Origin of the sequence: Sphingomonas sp. NFX23 (genome assembly GCF_049887795.1) — a bacterium.
Lineage (GTDB): Bacteria > Pseudomonadota > Alphaproteobacteria > Sphingomonadales > Sphingomonadaceae > Sphingomonas.
This window is the reverse complement of the sequence record NZ_JAGEKH010000002.1, coordinates 578,302-596,763: the sequence shown is the minus strand read 5'-3', so window position 1 is coordinate 596,763 and position 18,462 is coordinate 578,302. Positions and strand designations below refer to the sequence as shown.

General features: G+C 66.2%; 18 protein-coding genes and 2 pseudogenes. 15 read left to right on the top strand and 5 right to left on the bottom strand.

The window, feature by feature from the left end; translation table 11 throughout:
* Nucleotides 1–160: 160 nt before the first annotated feature.
* Complete coding sequence (locus J4O76_RS06730) at nucleotides 161–1,924, bottom strand: fatty acyl-AMP ligase (RefSeq protein ID WP_426280976.1); 1,764 nt, start codon at nucleotides 1,922–1,924, stop codon at nucleotides 161–163.
* 94 nt (nucleotides 1,925–2,018) lie between these two features.
* Here J4O76_RS06730 and J4O76_RS06725 point away from each other — a divergent pair, with 94 nt between their 5' ends.
* From J4O76_RS06725 to J4O76_RS06705, 5 genes and pseudogenes are all read left to right on the top strand, one after another.
* The gene (locus J4O76_RS06725; RefSeq protein ID WP_426280975.1) at nucleotides 2,019–2,714 is read left to right on the top strand and encodes a regulatory protein RecX; all 696 of its coding nucleotides are present in this window, start codon (nucleotides 2,019–2,021) and stop codon (nucleotides 2,712–2,714) included.
* A 93-nt stretch (nucleotides 2,715–2,807) separates the two neighbouring features.
* The gene (locus J4O76_RS06720; protein ID WP_426280973.1) at nucleotides 2,808–3,395 is read left to right on the top strand and encodes a cold-shock protein; all 588 of its coding nucleotides are present in this window, start codon (nucleotides 2,808–2,810) and stop codon (nucleotides 3,393–3,395) included.
* Nucleotides 3,395–3,892, top strand: coding sequence for a DUF192 domain-containing protein (locus tag J4O76_RS06715; RefSeq protein ID WP_426281112.1), 498 nt, complete (start codon nucleotides 3,395–3,397; stop codon nucleotides 3,890–3,892). The genes J4O76_RS06720 and J4O76_RS06715 overlap by 1 nt, the downstream gene beginning before the upstream one ends.
* A gap of 363 nt (nucleotides 3,893–4,255) precedes the next feature.
* Nucleotides 4,256–4,648: an NADH:ubiquinone oxidoreductase subunit NDUFA12 gene (locus tag J4O76_RS06710; protein ID WP_056060269.1), complete on the top strand. Its 393-nt coding sequence runs from the start codon at nucleotides 4,256–4,258 to the stop codon at nucleotides 4,646–4,648.
* 2 nt (nucleotides 4,649–4,650) lie between these two features.
* Nucleotides 4,651–5,079 (top strand): annotated as a pseudogene (locus J4O76_RS06705) (DUF2155 domain-containing protein); the annotation flags it as partial.
* 35 nt (nucleotides 5,080–5,114) lie between these two features.
* On the opposite strand, the gene aat reads toward J4O76_RS06705, so the two are convergent.
* The 4 genes from aat to J4O76_RS06685 all read right to left on the bottom strand — a co-directional run bounded on the left by aat (nucleotide 5,115) and on the right by J4O76_RS06685 (nucleotide 7,379).
* Nucleotides 5,115–5,846 (bottom strand): leucyl/phenylalanyl-tRNA--protein transferase, encoded by a 732-nt coding sequence (gene aat / locus J4O76_RS06700; RefSeq protein ID WP_426280971.1) that lies wholly within the window; start codon nucleotides 5,844–5,846, stop codon nucleotides 5,115–5,117.
* Nucleotides 5,843–6,565, bottom strand: coding sequence for a ParA family protein (locus J4O76_RS06695; protein ID WP_426280970.1), 723 nt, complete (start codon nucleotides 6,563–6,565; stop codon nucleotides 5,843–5,845). The genes aat and J4O76_RS06695 overlap by 4 nt, the downstream gene beginning before the upstream one ends.
* Nucleotides 6,566–6,672: 107 nt before the next feature.
* On the bottom strand, nucleotides 6,673–7,041 hold the full coding sequence (locus J4O76_RS06690; RefSeq protein ID WP_426280968.1) for a hypothetical protein: 369 nt from the start codon (nucleotides 7,039–7,041) through the stop codon (nucleotides 6,673–6,675).
* A gap of 125 nt (nucleotides 7,042–7,166) precedes the next feature.
* Nucleotides 7,167–7,379, bottom strand: coding sequence for a hypothetical protein (locus J4O76_RS06685; protein ID WP_426280967.1), 213 nt, complete (start codon nucleotides 7,377–7,379; stop codon nucleotides 7,167–7,169).
* A 126-nt stretch (nucleotides 7,380–7,505) separates the two neighbouring features.
* Here J4O76_RS06685 and J4O76_RS06680 point away from each other — a divergent pair, with 126 nt between their 5' ends.
* The 10 genes and pseudogenes from J4O76_RS06680 to murD all read left to right on the top strand — a co-directional run bounded on the left by J4O76_RS06680 (nucleotide 7,506) and on the right by murD (nucleotide 18,423).
* Entirely contained in the window at nucleotides 7,506–8,474 is a 969-nt protein-coding gene (locus tag J4O76_RS06680) for a cysteine synthase A (RefSeq protein WP_426280966.1), read from the top strand.
* Nucleotides 8,475–8,533: 59 nt separating this feature from the next.
* Nucleotides 8,534–8,803: a hypothetical protein gene (locus tag J4O76_RS06675; RefSeq protein WP_244655382.1), complete on the top strand. Its 270-nt coding sequence runs from the start codon at nucleotides 8,534–8,536 to the stop codon at nucleotides 8,801–8,803.
* 422 nt (nucleotides 8,804–9,225) lie between these two features.
* Nucleotides 9,226–9,753, top strand: coding sequence for a division/cell wall cluster transcriptional repressor MraZ (locus J4O76_RS06670; protein WP_243643328.1), 528 nt, complete (start codon nucleotides 9,226–9,228; stop codon nucleotides 9,751–9,753).
* Nucleotides 9,750–10,700 carry a 16S rRNA (cytosine(1402)-N(4))-methyltransferase RsmH gene (gene rsmH, locus J4O76_RS06665; protein WP_426280965.1) on the top strand — a complete coding sequence of 317 codons (951 nt, stop codon included), beginning with the start codon at nucleotides 9,750–9,752 and terminating at the stop codon, nucleotides 10,698–10,700. Before J4O76_RS06670 ends, rsmH begins: the two co-directional genes overlap by 4 nt.
* Nucleotides 10,697–11,395: a hypothetical protein gene (locus J4O76_RS06660; protein ID WP_277982332.1), complete on the top strand. Its 699-nt coding sequence runs from the start codon at nucleotides 10,697–10,699 to the stop codon at nucleotides 11,393–11,395. Before rsmH ends, J4O76_RS06660 begins: the two co-directional genes overlap by 4 nt.
* Nucleotides 11,392–13,110, top strand: coding sequence for a peptidoglycan D,D-transpeptidase FtsI family protein (locus J4O76_RS06655; protein ID WP_056486659.1), 1,719 nt, complete (start codon nucleotides 11,392–11,394; stop codon nucleotides 13,108–13,110). The genes J4O76_RS06660 and J4O76_RS06655 overlap by 4 nt, the downstream gene beginning before the upstream one ends.
* Nucleotides 13,111–13,120: 10 nt before the next feature.
* Nucleotides 13,121–14,536, top strand: a complete 1,416-nt coding sequence (locus J4O76_RS06650) for a UDP-N-acetylmuramoyl-L-alanyl-D-glutamate--2,6-diaminopimelate ligase (RefSeq protein ID WP_426280962.1) — start codon at nucleotides 13,121–13,123, stop codon at nucleotides 14,534–14,536.
* A 127-nt stretch (nucleotides 14,537–14,663) separates the two neighbouring features.
* On the top strand, nucleotides 14,664–16,055 hold the full coding sequence (locus J4O76_RS06645; RefSeq protein ID WP_426280961.1) for a UDP-N-acetylmuramoyl-tripeptide--D-alanyl-D-alanine ligase: 1,392 nt from the start codon (nucleotides 14,664–14,666) through the stop codon (nucleotides 16,053–16,055).
* Nucleotides 16,056–17,126 (top strand): phospho-N-acetylmuramoyl-pentapeptide-transferase, encoded by a 1,071-nt coding sequence (gene mraY, locus J4O76_RS06640; protein WP_056051331.1) that lies wholly within the window; start codon nucleotides 16,056–16,058, stop codon nucleotides 17,124–17,126.
* Nucleotides 17,123–18,423: pseudogene (murD, locus tag J4O76_RS06635) on the top strand (UDP-N-acetylmuramoyl-L-alanine--D-glutamate ligase). Before mraY ends, murD begins: the two are co-directional and overlap by 4 nt.
* Nucleotides 18,424–18,462 lie beyond the last annotated feature (39 nt).

The window sequence follows — 18,462 nt, the reverse complement described above, 5'->3', positions numbered from 1 at the left end:
TCATAGGTCCGCTTGGTTATCAGATCGTTCTTATCGACCAGCGTGACTGTAATTTAGTTCGATCTGGATCAATCCACGCCGTCGTGGACGTCCTTGCATAGTTTCATTCGCGTGTCAGCGGTGGCCGCGTGACCCGCCGCCGGTCTCAGGCAGGGCGGTCTCAGGCTGCGATGTCGTACGGCTTGATATCGCCGCTGAGGTACAGGTTGCGCGCCTTGGCCCGGCTGAGCTTGCCCGACGAGGTGCGCGGCAGGGTGCGCGGCGGGATCAGTTCGATCAGGCAGTTCATGCCCGTCACCGACCGCACGCGCTCGCGGATCTCGTCGCGCAGGCGCAGGCGTTCGGCTTCGTCCGAGCTCCGGCACTGGACCAGCACGGCGGGGGTTTCCTCGCCGCCGGGCGTCGTGATCGCGAACGCGGCGATGTCGCCGGCCTTGAAGCCGGGGAGCTGCTCCACCGCCCACTCGATGTCCTGCGGCCAATGGTTCTTGCCGTTGACGATGATCATGTCCTTGGCGCGGCCGACGATGTAGATGTAGCCGTCCGACATATAGCCCATGTCGCCGGTATCGAGCCAACCGTCGGCCATGCACGCCTCGGTCGCCGCATCGTCGCGGAAATAGCCGACCATCACCGACTTGCCGCTGCACCAGACCTTGCCGATCGCGCGATCGGGGAGGGGCGTGCCGTCCTCTTCGCGGATTTCGATTCGCATGTCGCGGACCGGCTTGCCGCAGTTGACGATCGCCCGGTAGCGCTGGGGACGGTCACCGCCGCGCGAGCCACCCGAAAGCTGCGTTTCCTCGACCAGTTCGACGCGGATGCCTTCGCCCGGCGGCATCAGCGAGACCGCGAGCGTCGCCTCGGCCAAGCCGTAGCTCGGCAGGAACGCACTCGCCTTGAAGCCGGCATCGGCGAACGCGTCGACGAACGACTGCATCACGTCGGGACGGATCATGTCGGCGCCATTGCCCGCCACGCGCCAGCGCGACAGGTCAAACCGATCGCTCGCCTTGGTCTGGCTCGACATGCGGCGAGCGCAGATATCGTAGCCGAAGGTCGGCGAATAGCTGAGCGTCGTGCCTTCGTTCCGGCTGATGAGATCGAGCCACGCGAGCGGACGGCGCGCGAAATCCTCGGTCTTGAGGTAGTCGGTCGAGACCTGGTTGGCGATCGGCGACAGGAAGCAGCCGACCAGCCCCATGTCGTGATACCAGGGCAGCCAGGAAGCGCAGCGATCGGTGTCGCAGACTTCCATGCCGTGGCTATGCGCTGCGAGGTTGTTCAGAAGCGCGGCATGCGTGATGACGACACCATGCGGGAAGCGCGTCGAGCCGCTCGAATATTGCAGATACGCGATGTCGTCGGGTTTTGCCTCGGGCAGCGTCGCGACCGGTGCCTCGCGCGTCGCGAACTCGGACCAGTCGATGCCGACGGTACCCGACAGGCGGGCAGCCTCGCCCGCCATCTGCGCGAGCTCGGGCGGGAAGATCAGCATCTTCGGGTCGCAGCTCGCAAGCTGGACGCGGAGCTGTTCGATGTACGAATCCCGACCGCCGAACGAGGTCGGCAGCGGTAGCGGCACGGGCCATGCGCCGGCATAGACGACGCCGAAGAACAGCGCCGCGAACTCGGGGCCGGTCTCCGCGACCAGCGCGATGCGATCGGCAGGCGCGACGCCGGCGGCGATCAGGCGGTCCGCCATCGCACGCGCGTCGTCCCGGAGTTGCGAATAGGGGTAGGGCTGGGACAAAGTGCCGCGAGCGTCGTGGAAGTTAAGCCCGCGGTTACCGCTGGCTGCGTAATCGAGCGCTTCGCCCAAGGTACCGAAATCGGCGAAACGGCGCGGCAGGGCGTCTTGGGTCGGCGTCGCAACGATTGACGCTACGGTCATGCCGTCCTTGTTAGCCGTGTCGGTCGTCATCGCAGTTCCTTGGTTCGTCGCGGCGCTCGAACACACCCCGCCTATCTTCAGTCTAGCCGTTCAACTTCGGGTGCCAGTGTGGCACAATGATGGCGTGACCAATGATAGCCACAGCGAAAGCAACGCGTTTCCCCCGTCGCTGGATGCCGGCGACCAGGAAAACGGCGCGTTCGACGATAGCGGCGGCACGAAGCGGCGCGGCGGCAAGAGCTGGGGCAGAGGCGGCGGGAAGGGCGGCGGCAAGGAGCGGGCGCGCGAGCGTCCTGCGCCGAAACCGCTCGATGCCGCGGCGCTGGAACAGATGGCCCTCCGCTATGTCGAGCGGTTCGCGACCACGCGGGGCCGCCTGACCGATTACCTGATGCGGAAAATCCGTGAACGCGGCTGGGACGGGGGCACCAGCGCGGCGCTGGCCGAGCCTGGCGAACTGGCGCAGCGGATGGCCGATCTCGGCTATGTCGATGACCGGGCCTTTGCCGAGCAACGCGCTGCTGCGATGCAGCGACGCGGGCTGGGCGCTCGCCGAGTCGCGGGCGCGTTCCGCGAGGCCGGTATCGATGAGGGCGATGCGGAGTCGGTCGCGCCCGCGATCGCCGACCGCGCCGTCGAATCGGCACTTGCCTTCGCACGACGCAAGCGAATCGGCCCCTACGGCACGGGGGACGGCGACCGCAAACTTCATGAAAAACAGCTCGCGGCGATGCTGCGGGCGGGGCACCGGTTCGATCTTGCACGCAAAATTGTTGCTGCACCGCCGTCCGACAGCCCCGAATCGATGGATTTCGACTGACCGTCGCAACGGATTCATTGCGACTGCGACGAACCGTGCTAGCAAGGCGTCCAGGGGTGTAACAATGCGTAACGACACGCAGCAGGTGCTGACATGCCGGTAGAGGTGGGGCCAGTGGAAGCGGGAACGACGACGCTCGGGGGTGTCGGCGAGGGTGTCGGCGCGGCCGAAACGCGCGCGATCGGCGGCGTCATCAAATGGTTCGACGTCACGCGCGGTTTTGGCTTCGCGGTGGCGGACGACGAGACCGTCGGCGATATCCTCGTGCACTTTTCCGTCCTGCAGGCGCATGGCCGCCGTAGCCTCCCCGAGGGTGCGCGCGTCGAGACGCTGTCGGTCCAACGCGGTCGCGGGTTCCAGGCGCGTGAGATCCTCTCGATCGATCTGACCAACGCGGTCGAGGAGCAGGTTCGGGCGCCGATTTCGCCCGATCGAATCGATCCGATCGCGATGATCGACGCGGCGGGGCCGTTCGAGGCAGCGTCGGTGAAGTGGTTCAACCGGTTGAAGGGCTATGGCTTTCTGGTACGGGGTGCCGATGGCAGCGACATCTTCATCCACATGGAAACGCTGCGCCGCGCCGGGATCGAGACGGTCGAGCCCGACCAGCCGCTCCGCGCGCGCGTGGTCGAAGGACGTAAGGGGCCGCTTGCCGTCGCGGTCGAAGAGGATCTGGGATGATGTTCGTTACGAAGGCCGTGTTGGCCGCGGTGCTGGCGCTGGGCGTCGGCGCCGGGGGTGTCGCGTACATGAATAGCCGCGCGGACTCGGACGTGGCCGCGGTCGCTATGCTGCCGCTGACGATCAAGAGTGCGAACGGGACGCATGCGTTCAAGGTCGAGAGCGCGAAGACGGAGGCCGACCAGGCGCGGGGCCTTATGTTCCGCACCGACCTGAAGCCCGACGGCGGTATGCTGTTCTGGCCGTATCCCGCCAAGGGTGGCGAGCCGGTGGTGGCGAACTTCTGGATGAAGAACACGCCGAGCTCACTGGATATCATCTACATCCGTGCGGACGGGACGATCGCGAGGATCGCCGAGAATGCGGTGCCGTTTTCCGAAGCGCCGATCCCGTCAGGGGAGCCGGTGGGGGCCGTGCTGGAGCTGTTGGGCGGCCGCGCTTCGGAACTGGGGATTGCCGAGGGTGATCTGGTGACGTGGGACAAGAGCGCGAAGTAGGCGCGCGAACCGTTCGACCAATGGCACCACCCCGGCGAAGGCCGGGGCCCAATTGGGAAGGTCGCTGTAATGTCGGACAGCGCTTCGTTAGCGACGTTACCCAATTGGGCCCCGGCCTCCGCCGGGGTGGGACATCTGACTAGGCGACGATTCCAGCCACGTGTTTCCCCGCGAAGGCGGGGACCCAGACTGAGCTCCCGCCTTCGCGGGAGAACAAGGAAGCGGAACCGTTGTAGGCAGAAGCGTAAAAACGGCGAACTCCACGATCGTCCCCCGCCAGGGTAAGGATCGTTTAAAGGGTCGCGCGACGCCTTCCCCATCATCAAGGTTGAAGCCCGCCCCCACTCGCGGTAAGCGCCAGTCATGGGCTTTCTCGCATCGACTTTCACGTGGTGGAACGGCGCCACCCTCGGCACCAAATTCGGCTTGCGCAGCATGGCGAAGAAGGGCGAGGACGCGCTCGGCAACGTCTATTACGAAGGCGGCAAGGACACCGCCGGCAACCCGCGCCGCTGGGTGATCTACCAGGGCGCGACCGACGCGAGCCGCGTGCCGCCGGCGTGGTTCAGCTGGCTGCATCACCAGGTCGACGACGTACCCGATCGCGCATTGCCGCCGATCCGTGCCTGGCAGAAGCCCGCCGTGCCGAACATGACCGGTACCGCGCTCGCCTATCGTCCTGCCGGTGCGCTCGAAAAGGGTGGCCACCGCGCCGCCGCGACGGGCGATTACGAAGCCTGGACGCCCGAAGGGTGATCATGCGCTGGCTCGCCGCGGCCGGGTTGGTCGTGGCGTTGGCGGTCGGCGGCTGGTTCGGATATCGCGCCCTCACCACGCCCGCGACGAAAGTTACCGCGGTCCAGCAGGACCTGCCGGGCGCTGACGAGCAAGGCAATTCCTCGATCGAGACGATCGATACCGGTGCTGCGGCGATCGCCAATGGCGGCACACCGATGGCGCAGCGTGTCGCGGTGCTAGGCCTGCTCAACAAGCGTAATGGCGAAACCCGCGAAGTGCGCCTCAAGCCCGGCCAGGCGACGCGCATGGGCGACGTCGTGCTGCGATTGCGTGCGTGCGAACAGACTGCGCCGTGGGAGCAGGAGCAACTGACCGGCGCGTTCGTACAGGTGCTGGTGCGCGGCGTAGACGCGCATTGGCGCCGGACCTTCTCCGGATGGCTGTACAAGGAACGCCCCGCGCTGAACGCGGTCCAGCATCCGGTCTACGACGTCTGGACCAAGAGCTGCGCGATGACCTTCCCGGAGACCGGCCCCGATACCGCGCCGCCCGCCGAAGCCTTGCCGGCCAAGCGATCGAGCGCGCGGAAATCGCCGGCTGCGAAGGATGCCCCGGCGCCGGAGGATGGCTTGAGCGCACCCTCGAGTGCCGCGCCTAGCAACGCGACGTAATCCGCGCGCTCGATCTCGATCGCGCCGAGCGAGGCGAGATGCGAGGTCTGGAACTGGCAGTCGAGCAGCGTGAACCCGCCGGTCCGCAGCCGCGCGACGAGGTGCGCGAGCGCGACCTTCGAGGCGTCGGTGGCGCGGCTGACCATGCTTTCGCCGAAGAATGCGCGGCCGAGCGACAGGCCGTAGAGCCCACCGACCAGCTTGCCGCCGTCCCAGCATTCGACCGAATGCGCGAACCCCATCGCATGCAGCGTCTGGAAGACCCGCTCTATGCCGTCGTTGATCCACGTCTCGGGGCGACCTTCGACGCTCTCGGCGCAGAGCTGCACGACGCGTTCGAACGCGGTGTCGACGGTGACCTGGAACCGGTCCGCGGCGATCGTCTTTCTCAGCGAGCGCGAGAGCTGGAACCCGTCGAGCGGCAGGACCGCGCGACGGCGCGGCTCGACCCAGTACACGCTGGCGGCGTCGCGGCTGTCCGCCATCGGGAACACGCCGACCGAATAGGCCCCAAGCACGAGTTGAGGGTCTAAAACGTCGCTCATGCGGTGAGCCGGTGTTCGATCCGGCGCCAGAGGTCCGCAAACGCCTGCGCCGCGGCGGACTTCGGTGCGAACACGCCGACCGGCGCGCGCTTGACCGCCATCGACTCGATGTTGCTCGCCATCGGGATGACCGGCCAGTCGGGGTGGCGGGCCAGCGCCTCCGCATGCAGCGCACGACGCTTGTCGACCATCACGTGGACCGGCAGCAGCGGCGTGCGGCCGCCCAGGTGCTGGACCACCGCGTCGTATGCGCGGGTCGACAGCGGCGAGGGAATGACGGGAATGACGATAAGATCGGCCGCGCGCATCACCTGGTCCGCGGTTTCGGTCAGCCCCGGCGGACAGTCGAGGATCACGCGGTCATAGCCGGCGAGTTCGGCCAGCAGCCTGGCGAGCCGCTTCTTCTTGTCCATCACGTGGAATAGCTGGTCGAGCCCGCGTAGCGATGCGTCCGCCGCGATCAGGTCGAGATGCGGGTAGGCGGTCGGCCGCGCCTGCTTGGCGACCGCGACGTCCTTCGAAAACATCGCCTGCGCTTGATCGACTTTACCCCCGGCTCCATGGGGTCCCCCGAGCACCCAGGTCGACGCCGCCTGCGGATCCAGATCCCAAAGGAGCGTCCGGCGCGCCGACAATGTCGCGGCGCACCACGCCAGGTTCACCGAAAGCGTCGTCTTCCCGACGCCGCCCTTGAGGCTGTAGATCGCAACGGTTGCCATCAGACTAGCGTGCCGGTCCAAGGCGGTGAGGGCAAGGGTGTGCAGCGCAAAGAAAAACGGCCGGCGGATGATCCGCCGGCCGTTTCGTCATTCGTAAACGTAGAAACTTACGCGTGGCAAATCTGCGCCGACTTGCCCGGTGCGGTCAGCGTGACGCTCGATTCGTCGCCGGTCATCGACCAGCCGCCCTCGGCGGTCTTCGGCGAACCGGCAACGTCCGACTTCAACGTCGTCGCGGGGCCGTCCTTCTTAGTCTTGACCACGGCTTGCTTGTCGCCCTGGAAGAACGTCACGTAGAGCAGGCTGTTGTCCTTGCAGCGCAGCGTCTTCTCGGACTTGATCGCGGGCGGCAGTTCGACCGGCGCGGCGTTGGCGAGCGTGTTCGCCATCGGATCGGGATTGCTGTCCAGCACCTCTGGCGAGGCGGGCTTGGAGTTGCAGGCTGCCAGCACGAGCAGCGCGGCGACGGCGGTCATGGGGAGGATTTTCATAGCGGGACCTCGCTTCGCGCATGCAGCATGGAGCGTCAAGGGCTATGGTTTGCGGTACCATCGCATAGCGGCGAATAGGGCAGTATGTATGACGGGTAAGATGTCCGCGCTCAGTCGTGCAGCGGACGGTCCTGCTTGGCTACGTCATCCTGCGACTGAAGTCGTTCTTCGACCATTGCCAACGGAGTCGCGATATGCGCGGCGATCAAGGTGTCGCCGAGCGCTTCCATCAGGTCTGACGCTTTCGACAACAAGGCCAGAGCTTGCCGATACTGTTCCATCATCCCGCTCCCGCCAGTTTCGAACTTACTAACATAGATCATATATTGGTTGTAATGAACACGACATGAAAAGCATGTCATCCGCTTGGGATGTTCGCGTTGGCGGCGTTTAATCCTGCAAACTTTCGCTCGCTTGCTCTAGGCGGGGCACCACGCCACATAGCGCGCATGCATACGACACCCGACACGCTCGCCCTGATTGGCAACACGCCGCTTGTTCGTCTGAGAGGTCCCAGCGAGGCCACCGGCTGCGATATCTTCGGCAAGTGCGAATACACGAACCCCGGCGCGTCGGTGAAAGATCGCGCAGCGCTGTTCATCGTCGAGGATGCGGAGCAGCGCGGACTGCTCCAGCCCGGCGGGACGATCGTCGAGGGCACCGCGGGCAATACCGGGATCGGCCTCGCGCTGGTAGCGAACGCCAAAGGCTACAAGACGATCATCGTCATGCCCGAGACACAGAGCCGCGAGAAGATGGACACGTTGCGGGCTCTAGGTGCCGAACTGGTATTGGTCCCCGCCGCGGCATTTTCGTCGCCATGCCATTTCGTCCATACCTCGCGCCGGATCGCCGACGAGACGCCGGGCGCGATCTGGGCGAACCAGTTCGACAACACAGCCAATCGCCGTGCGCATATTGTCGGGACCGCAGAGGAGATCTGGGCACAGATGGACGGGCGGATCGACGGCTTCACCTGCGCGGCGGGCACCGGTGGGACGATCGCCGGGGTCGGGCTCGGGCTCAAGGCGAAGGACGAAAGTGTCTGCATCGCGCTCAGCGATCCGCATGGCGCTGCGCTATATAACTACTACGCACACGGCGAGTTGAGGGCAGAGGGCTCTTCGGTCGCGGAGGGTATCGGGCAGGGGCGCATCACCGCCAATCTGGAGGGGGCACCGATCGATACGCAGTTCCGGATTTCCGATCAGGAGGGGTATGCGTGGGTCCGACGGTTACTCGACGAGGAAGGGCTCTGCCTCGGGCTGTCGTCGGGGATTAACGTCGCCGGTGCGGTGGCGCTGGCGAAGCACCTGGGACCCGGCAAGCGGATCGCGACGATCCTGTGCGACACCGGATTCCGCTATCTTTCGACGCTGTACGACCCTGAATGGCGTCAGGCGAAGGGTCTGGTCTGAGCGGGATGGTTCCCGAGAATCGACAGAAGCGCGGTAGTCGGGTATCGAGGTAGGGCAAGATGAAGTTACCCCACGAACCTTCCCAGACCATGCAGCGCATCAAGGTCGGCATGATCGGCCTCGCCGCGGTCGTGCTGCTGATCGGTCTCGCGAGCGCGATTATCGGTTCGACGAATCGCGAGCGGCCGGTCGCGACCGCGGGGACCGCGCAAGCCGACGTGGTGGCGAACATGGGCGTTTCGAACGTTACCGAAGCCGCCGGAGCGGGCGAGCCGCTCGCGGAAATGGGCGTGGCGCCGAGCGCCAACGCGCAGGCGCCCGCGCAGTAATTGCTGCCTTCTTGCTCCCCTCCCTGGAAGGGAGGGGCTGGGGGTGGGTTGGTTTCCGCATACCTGAACGCGAGTGGCTCGATCGGGCCGACCCACCCCCGACCCCTCTCTTCCAGGGAGGGGAGAGCGTTACCCCTTGGTAACGTCTGGCGTGCGTTGGCTTCGACCATCTGAGGAGCTTCCGCACTTCATCCCCGGATATCCCCAGTAGTCAAAACAGTCGTCAGCACTTTCACATCCGGTCTACCCGCATATTCCCCCAGACTGAGCATCGCAATTGCGGTGAAATCCGTCCAATCCCCAAAAATCCCGTTGCGTCCCCGAAGCGCTATGGTAGATGGAGGTTAATACAGGGGCATTTTCATCGTTCGCTGAAAACGCGTTCGAAACGTAGCGATGGCTGCTTTTCGAAGCGGTGAAGCGTGCGCGCCAGTTCGAAGGGTTTTGGCGTGTCGGTACGGGGTCGCTATCAAGGAGACGGTATCGGCCTTGTCGACGACAAGGGCCGGGTAGCCATCCCCTCGGCACTCCGCACGATGCTCTCGGCAAATGCGCCCAAGGCGAACGGCAAGGACGGCGGGACCATCATCATCGGCGCGCATCAGAAGAATCGCTGCCTGGTCGCGTACGATCCCGGTTACGTCGACATTCTCGCCGAGCGCCTCGATCGCCGCGAATCCGAGAACACGTCCGAGAACGGCGAGTACGACTACAACATCAAGCGCGCCGCCGCGTCCGGCGAAGCGGTGCCGTTCGACGGCTCCGGTCGCTTCATCATGCCCGCGTTCCCGCGCTTCTATGCGGGCATCAAGGGCCATGCGTTCTTCTATGGCGTGCTCGATTACATCGAGATCTGGGACCCCGCGACGCTGATCGCCACCGACGGCATGCCCCCCGTCGTCAAGGAGATGGCGCGCTTCTACATGGCCGAGAAGGGGGTGCAGCTGTGAGTTCCCCCGACGCTCCGCATATTCCCGTCCTGCTCGACGAAGTCCTTGCCGCGCTTTCCCCTGAGCTCGGCGAGACGATGGTCGACGGCACGTTCGGTGCGGGCGGCTATACGCTGGCGTTGCTCAAGTCGGGCGCGCGGATCGTCGCGTTCGACCGCGATCCAGACGCGATCGCCAATGGTCGCGCGATGGAAGAGGCCGAAGAAGGCCTGACGCTGATCGCCGCGGACTTCTCGGCAATGGCGTCCGAACTCGAAGCGCGCGGCCTCGCGCCGGTGGACGGCGTGACGCTCGATATCGGCGTGTCGTCGATGCAGCTCGACCAAGCCGAGCGCGGCTTCTCGTTCCAGTCGGATGGCCCGCTCGACATGCGGATGGCGCAGGCCGGCATGTCGGCGGCGGACTTCGTCAACGAGGCGGACGAGAACGAGATCGCCGACGTGCTGTATCAATATGGCGACGAGCCCAAGTCGCGGCGTGTCGCCCGCGCGATCGTCGCGGCGCGCCCGCTGACGCGGACCGGCGAGCTGGCGCACATCGTCCGCCGCGCGCTCGGCTACAAGGCGCACGACAAGAAGGACCCCGCGACGCGCGCGTTCCAGGCGATCCGGATCCACGTGAACCGTGAACTGGGCGAGCTAGCCGACGGATTGCTGGCGGCCGAACGCGTGCTGAAGCCCGGCGGACGCCTGGCCATCGTGACGTTCCACAGCCTCGAGGACCGGATGGTGAAGCGCTTCCTGCGCACGCGTTCCGGGGGCTCTCCTTCAGGTTCGCGTCATCTTCCGCAGGTGAAAGCCGTTGCGGAACCTAGTTTTTCTCATGTCGGCCGCGGTGTTCGCGCCGGCGAGGCCGAGATCGCACGCAACCCGCGCGCGCGCTCGGCGACATTACGGACGGCGCGGCGGACCTCCGCGCAACCCTGGACGGAAGAGGTGACGACATGACGGCGGCGTATCGGATGAAGGGTGTGGGCTGGTTCGGGGGCTGCGTGGCCGTCGTGCTCGGTTTCTACCTCGTGTCGCTGCAGGTCGCCGCCGAGCGCAAGAAGCTGGAGGCGGTCAATGGTCAGATCCGCTCCGCGCAGCGCGACATCCGCGCGCTGGAAACCGAGTTCGACACGCGGGGCAATCTGGCCCAGCTTGAGCGCTGGAACGGTGACACGCTGGCGCTGTCGGCCCCGACCGCGGGGCAGTTCGTCGTGAGCGAGGCCGCGCTTGCGGCGCTCGACGTCAACAGCCTGCGCGCGGACGGGGTCCAGACCGCCGCGCTGCTGGTGCCGTCGGGGGCGGGGTCCGTCGTTTCCACCTCGATCGTCCCGGTTACCGCTGCTCCGCCCGTCGTGAAGCTTGCGCCCGTCGCCCCGGTCCAGATGGCGCAGGTTACCGCGCCGCGTGCGATGAACGTCGCGATCCAGGCTGCGTCCAAGACCGCGCTGAAGCCGGTCGTGATCCGCGCGTCGGTATCGACGCCGCGCTCCGCCGAGGCCGCACTTGTCCGTGCCGCCAAGACCGAACGCCTCGCCGCCGTCGCGAAGGTCCGTCCGCAGGCAGTGGCGATGCTCGACCGGAAGCTGTTGTCCGACACGACGCTGGGTGACATCATGAGCGGCGCCCGCTCCGAGAGCCGTAAGCGGCGGTGACCGCCTTGGTCGCCCGGCCCGTCTCGCAGCAACGTAGCGCCAACCAGCGTCATGCACTGGTGGCGACGGCGCACACGCGCCTGATGATGCTGATGTTCCTGTTCGGAGCAGCGGTGCTGGTGGTGGTCGGTCGGCTCGGAATGCTGGCGGTGCAGGCGTCGCTCGCCGATCCGCAGGCGCGCTCGGCGGCGATCGCGGCGCGCGGCGACATCGTCGATCGCAACGGCGCGCCGCTCGCGCGGACGATCGATGCGTGGACGATCGCGGTCCACCCGAAGAAGCTGATCGGCGATCCGACCGAGATCGCCAGCAAGCTCGCCGCGCTGATGCCCGAAGCGGGTGACCAGGCGCATTATTATGCGCTGCTGACGTCGGGGAAGAGCTTCATCTATCTTCAGCGGCGCGCGTCGCCGGCGCTGGTCGAGCAGGTCAACGCGATCGGTGAGCCCGCGATCGTGTTCGACCGCGATACGCAACGACTGTACCCACAGTCGACGATGGCGGCGCACGCACTCGGCTTCCTGTCGACCGCGGGTCACGGCATGAGCGGGATGGAGCGCGTGCTCGACGAGCGGCTGACCAATCCTGCGCTCAACGGTACGCCCGTCGCGCTGTCGCTCGACAACCGCGTCCAGGCGGCGATGGAAAGCGAACTCGGCCGCGCGATGACGACGTTTTCCGCCCGCGGCGCTGGCGGCATCGTCCTCGACGTCGCGACCGGCGAAGTGATCGCGATGGTCTCGCTGCCGACGTTCAACCCCAACCGCGTCGGCATGTCGGGCAGCGAACAGCTCCGCAACATCACGACGCAGAGCGTGTTCGAGCTTGGCTCGACGTTCAAGCCGATCACGATGGCGACGGCGATGGATACGGGTGTCGTCACATCGTTCGCGCGGCGGTTCGACGCGACGCATCCGCTTCAGGTCGGCCGCTTCACGATCCACGACGAGCGCGGCGATCCGAAGCGGTGGCTGAACATGGCCGAGACGCTGATCTACTCGTCCAACATCGCCACCGCACGCGTGGCCGACGAGGTCGGGCCCGCGAAGATGCAGGCGATGTTCAAGAAATTGGGCTTCGATACCAAGCCCGATATCGAACTGCGCGAGAAGGGCCGTCCGTTGTGGCCGAAATACTGGGCGCGCACGACGACGATGACCACCGCCTACGGCCACGGCATCGCGGTGACCCCGCTGCATCTGGCAAGCGCCTATGCCGCGTTGGTCAACGGTGGGATCTGGCGGCCGGCGACGCTGCTGAAGGTCGCGCCGGGTCATGCGGTTGCGGGTCGTCGCGTCATCAGCGAGCAGACCAGCGCGCGGATGCGGCAGATGCTGCGGCTGATCGTGCAGCGCGGGACGGGTCGCAAGGGCGATGCGCCGGGCTACCGCGTCGGCGGCAAGACCGGGACGGCCGAGGCGGCGGTGTCCGGCGGCTACGATCATTCGCGCAACGTGGCGACGTTTGCCGCGGCGTTCCCGATGGATGCGCCGCGCTATGTCGTGCTGGCGATGCTCGATTCGCCGCTCGGGACCAAGGAAACCGCCGGATGGAAGACCGCGGCGTGGAATACCGCGCCGGTGGTCGGCCGCACGATCTCGCGTGTCGGGGCAATTCTGGGCGTGGTGCCCGACGCGCACCGCGACATCGACGTGTCTGACATCCTGCCGACTTTGTGGCAGGACCCGTCGCGTACACAGCCGACCGGGCAATGAGGACTATTGCATGAAACTCGCAGCGCTGACCGACGGGACGGAAGAGGCGCAGGTGACGGGGTTCGCGATCGATCACCGCAAGGTCGCGCCGGGCACGGTGTTCGGCGCGTTCGAAGGCGCGCGCGTGAATGGCGAGGACTATATCGACGACGCGATCCGCTCGGGCGCGATCGCGGTGGTGGCGCGACATGGGCTGACGGTCGAGGGTGCCACCTACATCACCGACGACAACCCGCGCGAGCGGTTCGCGCAACTGGCCGCGAAGTTCTTCGCGCCGTTCCCTGAGACGTCGGTGGCGATTACCGGCACGAACGGGAAGACGTCGTGCGTCGAGATGACGCGGCAGTTGTGGCGGATGGCCGGTTTTCATGCGGCTTCGATCGGCACGCTTGGCGTGACGACGGCCGACGAGCGGGTTACGACCGGGCTGACCACGCCGGATGTTGTGACGTTCCTGTCGAACGTGGCTGGGCTTGCACGTGAGGGCGTGACGCATCTGGCGTTCGAGGCATCTAGCCACGGGCTGACACAGTATCGGACCGAGGGGCTGAAGGTGGCCGCTGCGGCGTTCACGAACCTCAGCCGCGATCATCTCGATTATCACGGCGACATGGCGGCGTATTTTACGGCCAAGATCCGGTTGTTCTCCGAAGTGCTTTCGACGGACGGTGCGGCGGTGGTGTGGGCGGACGATCCGCAGTCGGCGCGGGTGATCGACCTAGCACGCGAGCGTGGCAACCGGCTGGTCACGGTCGGTACGCAGGGCGAGACGTTGCGGCTGGTCGGGCGCGATCCGACCTTGCTGGGGCAGGGGCTGACGATCGAGGCGGAGGGTCAGACGTACAAGGTCACCTTGCCGCTGATCGGAGCCTATCAGGCAGCGAATGCCTTGGTCTCAGCTGGGCTGGTAATCGCGACCGGCGGCGAAGTGGCCGCGACGATCGCCAATCTCGCGCGGTTGCAGCCCGTGCGCGGGCGGCTCGAACGCGCAGTGATCGCGAAGTCGGGTGCGCCGGTGTACGTGGATTACGCGCATACTCCCGATGCGCTGGAAGCTGCGATCGCTGCGCTCAAGCCGCATGCTGGCGGGAAACTGATCGTGGTGTTCGGGGCAGGTGGCGACCGGGATACGGGCAAGCGCGAGACGATGGGGCAGGTCGCGGTGCAGCATGCGGACCGTGTCATCGTGACCGACGATAATCCGCGGACCGAGGACGCTCGAGCGATCCGGTGCGATGTGCTGAAGGGTGCGCGCGGGGCTGAGGAAATTGGCGACCGGCGGGCGGCGATTGGCGCTGCGGTGTGCGACGCTGGCCCGGAGGACATCGTGCTGATCGCGGGGAAGGGCCACGAGCAGGGACAGATCGTCGGCGACATGGTCCTGCCGTTCGACGACGTGACCGTGGTACGGGAGTGCGCGGCGTGAAGGGCACGACATCGGCATTCCCCTCCCGCCTGCGGGAGGGGCTAGGGGAGGGCGCCACGTATGTACTGGCGTCCGGTCTGTTTGGTCAGCCCCTCCCCCGACCCCTCCCGCAGGCGGGAGGGGAGCAGTGAGTCTTTGGACTTCACTCGAGATCGCGACCGCTACCGGTGGCATGGCGTCAGGCGACTTCTCCGTCAGCGGCGTTGCGTTCGACTCGCGCGAGGTTGGCCCGGGCGACCTCTTCATCGCGATGAAGGGCGAGGCCAGCGATGGCCACCGCTTCCTCGACCAAGCCTTTATCCAAGGCGCAGCTGGGGCGATCGTGTCCGAACCCTGCGACCATCCGCACGTTCTAGTCGCCGACAGCTTCGTCGCCCTCCAGGCGCTTGGGCGGGCGAGCCGGGCTCGGAGCGGAGCGAAGATCATCGGCGTCACCGGCTCCGTCGGCAAGACCAGCGCCAAGGAAGCGCTGTTCGCCTGCCTCGACCGCGCCGCACCCGGCGACGTGCACCGCTCGGTCAAAAGCTACAACAACCACACCGGCGTCCCGCTCAGCCTCGCGCGCATGCCGCGCGACGCGAAGTTCGGCGTGTTCGAGATGGGGATGAACCATGCCGGCGAACTCGCCGAACTGACGCAGCTCGTCCGGCCACACATCGCTATGATCACCGCGATTGCGCCCGCGCATACCGCGTTCTTCCCAGACGAAAGTGCGATCGCTGATGCCAAGGGGGAGATCTTTGCCGGGCTCGAACCGGGCGGGACTGCGATCGTGCCCTATGACAGCCCGCACCGCGACCGACTGCTCGGACACGCCGCACCACACGCCGCGCACATCGTGACGTTCGGCAGCGAAAAGGGCGCCGATGTCCGCGCGATCGAGGCGATGCGGCTGCCGACCGGGGGGACGTTCGTCACCGCGCGGATGGGGCAGGGGGCGGAGCACGAGCTGAGCTTCACGATCGCGCAGCCCGGCGCGCATTGGGTATCGAACGCGCTCGGCGTGCTGGCGTGCGTGCAGGCGGCCGGCAGTGATCTTGGATTGGCCGGGCTGGCACTTGCCGAACTCGGTGGGCTGCAAGGCCGTGGCGCGCGGTCGCTGGTTACCGTTGGCGAAGGCCAGGCGCTTGTGATCGACGAAAGCTACAACGCCAACCCAGCCTCGATGCGCGCGACGCTCAGCGTCCTCGGGCATGAACTCGGCCGCCACATCGCGGTGCTCGGCGAGATGCGCGAACTGGGCGAGAGCTCCGATGACTATCACGCGGCTCTGGCCGAGCCGATCCTCGCCGCGCGCGTCGAAATGGCGCTGCTCGCCGGTGAAGCGATGGCGCCGCTAGCACAGGTGCTTGAGGGACAGATCGAAACCGTCCATGTGGGCGACGCTGCGGCCGCGCTCGCGTCGTTACGGACGATCCTGGCGCCGGGCGATGTCGTGCTCGTCAAGGGATCGAACGGGGTTGGCCTCGCGCGCGTCGTAGCGGGTCTCCAGGCTGGCCTCAAAGGCGGGATTAACTGAATGTTGTACTGGCTCGCCGAGCATCTGGGGTTTCCCGGCCTGCTGAACCTCATCCGCTATCAGACGGTGCGGACCGGGGGTGCGGTCGCGACCGCGTTGATCATCGGCCTGATCATCGGGCCGAAGTTCATCGGCTGGTTGCGCGTGCGGCAGGGCAAGGGCCAGCCGATCCGCGCCGACGGCCCGCAGTCGCACCTGTCGAAGCGCGGCACGCCGACGATGGGCGGGCTGATGATCCTGACCTCGATGTGCCTCGCCATCTTCCTGTGGATGGACCTGAGCAACCCGTATGTCTGGGCTTGCCTGTTCGTGACGCTCGGCTTCGGGACGATCGGGTTCCTCGACGACTATGACAAGGTGCGCAAGGCGAGCACCGCGGGGATTAGCGGGCGCACGCGTCTATTGCTCGAGTTCATCATCGCCGGTGTCGCCGCGACGATCATCATGTCGCAGAACGGTCCGCATCTGTATCTGCCGTTCACCTCGCGCATGTATCTGGATCTGGGCTGGTTCTTCCCGGTGTTCGCGGCGTTCACGATCGTGTCGTTCGGTAATGCGGTGAACCTGACGGACGGGCTCGACGGGCTGGCGACGATGCCGGTGATCATCGCCAGCGTCGCGTTCATGGTGATCGTGTACCTCGTCGGAAACGTGAAGTTCGCCGATTACCTCGGCATTCCGCATGTGCCTCGCGCGGGTGAACTGGCGATCTTCTGTGGGGCAATCGTTGGGGCTGGCTTGGCGTTCCTGTGGTTCAATGCGCCGCCGGCCGCGGTGTTCATGGGCGATACCGGGTCGCTGGCTCTGGGAGGTGCGCTGGGGACGATCGCGGTCGTCGCGCACCATGAGATCGTGCTGGGGATCATCGGCGGCCTGTTCGTGATCGAGGCGCTGTCGGTGATCATCCAGGTGTTCTTCTACAAGCGCACCGGCAAGCGTGTGTTCCGGATGGCGCCGATCCACCATCATTTCGAACAGCTCGGCTGGGCCGAGGCGACCGTCGTGATCCGCTTCTGGATCATCGCGCTGGTGCTGGCGCTGGTCGGCCTTTCGACGTTGAAGCTGCGGTGATTGTTGCGCAGGCCTGGCGCGGGAAACGCTATGCGGTGCTGGGGCTGGCGCGGTCCGGGGCTGCGACTGTGCGGGCGTTGGTGGCTGGTGGGGCGCAGGTCGTCGCGTGGGACTCGGACGAGTCGAAGCGTGCCGTCTTTGCTCCCTCTCCCCTGCGGGGAGAGGGCTCTTAGAAGTCGCGCCGCTCGATGATCTTTCGGGATTCGACGCTTTGGTCGTGTCGCCGGGAGTGCCGTTGAACACGCATCCGCTTGCCGCCGCGGCGCGCGCGGCAGGCGTCCCCGTAATCGGCGACATCGAGCTCTTCGCGCAGGCCCGCGCAGACCTCCCCCCGCACAAGGTCGTCGGCATCACCGGCACCAACGGCAAGTCGACCACCACCGCGCTCGTCCACCACATCCTCAAGACCGCCGGCATCCCCACGCTGATGGGCGGCAACATCGGCCTGCCGATCCTCGAACAGGAAGCGCTCCCGGAGGGCGGCGTCTATGTGCTCGAACTGTCGAGCTACCAGATCGACCTGACGCAGACGCTCGATTGCGACGTCGCGGTGCTGCTGAACATCACGCCGGACCATCTCGACCGCTATGACGGCTTCGAGGGTTATGCGGCCTCCAAGGCGAGGCTGTTCGCGATGCAGTCTGCCGAGCATGACGCGGTCATCGGCATCGCCGATGCGCCGTCCGCCGAGATCGCGCGTGGGCTGTCGTCGAAGGGCGAGCACCTGACCAAGATCGCCCCGGGCGTGTGCATGGATCAGGGCAACTGGCCGACGCTCCAGGGCCCGCACAACGCTCAGAACGCACTCGCCGCGATCGCCGTGGTCAAGGCGCTGGGTGTAAGCGAAGTCGATATCGACCGTGGCCTCACGAGCTTCACCGGCCTTCCCCACCGCATGGAGCAGATCGCCTCATATGACGGCGTTGCCTATGTCGACGACAGCAAGGCGACCAATCCCGAGAGTACCGCGCCTGCACTTGCCGCGTTCGACCGGGTTCACTGGATCGTCGGTGGGCGCGCGAAGGGCGACGACCTCGACGCCTGCAAGCCCGCCTTCGGCCACGTCGTCCACGCCTACACGATCGGCGAGGCTGGCCCGAAGTTCGCCGAAATCCTGAAAGATTCCATGCCCGTCGAGAACGTCGGTACGCTCGACGCAGCGGTCCGCACTGCCGCCGCAAACGCCAAGCCCGGCGACACTGTTTTGTTATCCCCCGCCTGTGCTAGCTTCGACCAGTTTCGCGATTACGAAGCGCGCGGGGCCGCGTTCCGCGCCGCGGTGGAGTCGCTGGCATGACCGATATCCGCGCTGGAACCATTGACATGGGCACACCGA

Excerpts from the sequence above, each read along its gene's own strand:
- mraY (WP_056051331.1), top strand. The coding sequence starts at position 16,056 with ATGTTGTACTGGCTCGCCGAGCATCTGGGGTTTCCCGGCCTGCTGAAC.
- J4O76_RS06685 (WP_426280967.1), bottom strand. The coding sequence starts at position 7,379 with ATGATCTATGTTAGTAAGTTCGAAACTGGCGGGAGCGGGATGATGGAA.
- J4O76_RS06675 (WP_244655382.1), top strand. The coding sequence starts at position 8,534 with ATGAAGTTACCCCACGAACCTTCCCAGACCATGCAGCGCATCAAGGTC.
- J4O76_RS06660 (WP_277982332.1), top strand. The coding sequence starts at position 10,697 with ATGACGGCGGCGTATCGGATGAAGGGTGTGGGCTGGTTCGGGGGCTGC.
- J4O76_RS06710 (WP_056060269.1), top strand. The coding sequence starts at position 4,256 with ATGGGCTTTCTCGCATCGACTTTCACGTGGTGGAACGGCGCCACCCTC.
- J4O76_RS06715 (WP_426281112.1), top strand. The coding sequence starts at position 3,395 with ATGTTCGTTACGAAGGCCGTGTTGGCCGCGGTGCTGGCGCTGGGCGTC.
- J4O76_RS06730 (WP_426280976.1), bottom strand. The coding sequence starts at position 1,924 with ATGACGACCGACACGGCTAACAAGGACGGCATGACCGTAGCGTCAATC.
- J4O76_RS06720 (WP_426280973.1), top strand. The coding sequence starts at position 2,808 with ATGCCGGTAGAGGTGGGGCCAGTGGAAGCGGGAACGACGACGCTCGGG.
- J4O76_RS06650 (WP_426280962.1), top strand. The coding sequence starts at position 13,121 with ATGAAACTCGCAGCGCTGACCGACGGGACGGAAGAGGCGCAGGTGACG.
- J4O76_RS06690 (WP_426280968.1), bottom strand. The coding sequence starts at position 7,041 with ATGACCGCCGTCGCCGCGCTGCTCGTGCTGGCAGCCTGCAACTCCAAG.
- J4O76_RS06680 (WP_426280966.1), top strand. The coding sequence starts at position 7,506 with ATGCATACGACACCCGACACGCTCGCCCTGATTGGCAACACGCCGCTT.
- J4O76_RS06695 (WP_426280970.1), bottom strand. The coding sequence starts at position 6,565 with ATGGCAACCGTTGCGATCTACAGCCTCAAGGGCGGCGTCGGGAAGACG.
- aat (WP_426280971.1), bottom strand. The coding sequence starts at position 5,846 with ATGAGCGACGTTTTAGACCCTCAACTCGTGCTTGGGGCCTATTCGGTC.